Below are 1,842 nucleotides of genomic sequence, written 5' to 3' on the forward strand. Positions count from 1 at the left end.
AGGAAGTTACTCTTGCACTTTTAGCTCTTCTCTTACTCAGTAAATCAAACGGAACTTACTTTTGAATTTAACCAGTGAAACCTCTTCAGGCGAACCGTGCATTTTTGATGAACTTCACTTCTTTGACCTTAACAATTTCCGGCTGTCATGGTATAGTAACTAATGGAATATTTCAATCAGCAGCCTGAGTTCATCTCGGGTGTATTGAAATGAGAGGAAAGAAGAACAGCATAGCCGTTCAGAAAAAGATCAATCGAATGAAAACCAGGGGGCAAACCATGAAAAAGATAGGATTCGATCCAAAAAAGTATATTGAAGAGCAGTCCAAGTTTATTCTGGAGCGTGTGAACGATTATGATAAACTGTATCTTGAATTCGGAGGCAAACTCATAGGGGATAAGCATGCCAAGAGAGTGCTTCCGGGATTTGATGAGGATGCGAAGATCAAGCTTCTTCAGAAGCTGAAAGACCAGGCGGAAATCATCATCGCCGTGTATGCAGGAGACATCGAGCGCAACAAGATCCGCGGTGATTACGGCATCACCTATGATATGGATGTGTTCAGACAGATTGACGAGCTCCGAGGCTACGGACTTCTGGTGAACAGTGTGGTCATCACAAGATACAGCGGTCAGCCCTCCACCAAGGTATTCATCTCTAAGCTTGAAAGAAGAAACATTAAGGTCTATACCCATGTGGCGATTCCAGGATATCCATCCGATGTGGAAAAAATCGTCAGTGAAGAAGGATATGGGCTGAACCCTTATATAGAAACCACTAAACCCATCGTGGTGGTGACAGCGCCAGGTCCCAACAGCGGAAAACTGGCCACATGTCTCAATCAGCTTTATCATGAATACAAGCTGGGCAATCATGCAGGGTATTCAAAATTCGAGACCTTCCCGGTCTGGAACATGCCCCTGAAACATCCCGTGAATGTAGCCTATGAAGCGGCCACGGTGGATCTTAAGGATGTCAACATGATGGATTATTTCCATTTCGAAAAATACAATGTGGTGGCAGTGAACTACAACAGAGACCTGGAAATGTTTCCAGTTGTGAAAAGAAGCATTGAAAAGATCACCGGTGAAGAGTCCATGTATCAGTCGCCCACGGATATGGGGGTCAACAGAGTAGGCTTCGGCATCACGGACGATGAAGTGGTTCGGGAGGCCTCCAGGCAGGAAATCATCAGAAGAAACTTCATCACAGAATGTGATTACAAGAAAGGGCTCATTGAGGAAGAAATCCTCAATCGGATGAAGCTCATCATGGAAGAGCTGGAGCTGAAAAAGGAAGACAGAGTTCCTGTCATCCCTGCCAGGGAGTACGCAGAGAAGCTCAGAGGAAGAAATGAGAACAAGGAAGTTCCAGCAGTCATGGCTTTTGAGCTCAATGACGGCAAGGTCATCACCGGAAGAAGCTCAAACCTCATGGATTCCTGCTCTGCAGCGATTCTTAATGCCATCAAGTATCTGGGGAACATCGGAGATGAGATCTATCTTCTGTCTCCGGTGATCATCGAGACCATGAAGAGTCTGAAGAAAGACAAGCTTCACAGCAAGATCACAAGGCTCAATGCCAATGAAGTACTCATCGCACTGACCATCGGCGCAGTGACGAATCCCACCGCCCAGCTGGCTTTGGATAAGCTGACGGAGCTGAAGGATGTGCAGGCGCACTCCACAGTGATGCTGAGTAAGGATGATGAACAGATTCTGAAGAAACTTGGAATCGATGTGACCTGCGATCCGGTCTATCCATCGGATAACCTCTACTATATGTAATGAGAATGAGATCAGAATAAATCAAGGAAAACGGCTGCGGATGCAGTCGTTTTTT

Annotated in this window: 1 protein-coding gene; it reads left to right on the plus strand. The window is 45.8% G+C overall.

Features of this window, described 5'->3' with window-relative positions:
• The first annotated feature begins 278 nt into the window (after window positions 1–278).
• Window positions 279–1,787 (plus strand): DUF1846 domain-containing protein, encoded by a 1,509-nt coding sequence (locus ACHAL6_RS15505; protein WP_395271555.1) that lies wholly within the window; start codon window positions 279–281, stop codon window positions 1,785–1,787.
• The last annotated feature ends 55 nt before the right edge of the window (window positions 1,788–1,842 follow it).

Origin of the sequence: Proteiniclasticum sp. C24MP, from assembly GCF_043951855.1 — a bacterium.
Taxonomy (GTDB): domain Bacteria; phylum Bacillota; class Clostridia; order Clostridiales; family Clostridiaceae; genus Proteiniclasticum.

Bases quoted from the DNA above. Each gene is read 5' to 3' on its own strand.
- ACHAL6_RS15505 (WP_395271555.1), top strand. From the start codon at position 279: ATGAAAAAGATAGGATTCGATCCAAAAAAGTATATTGAAGAGCAGTCC.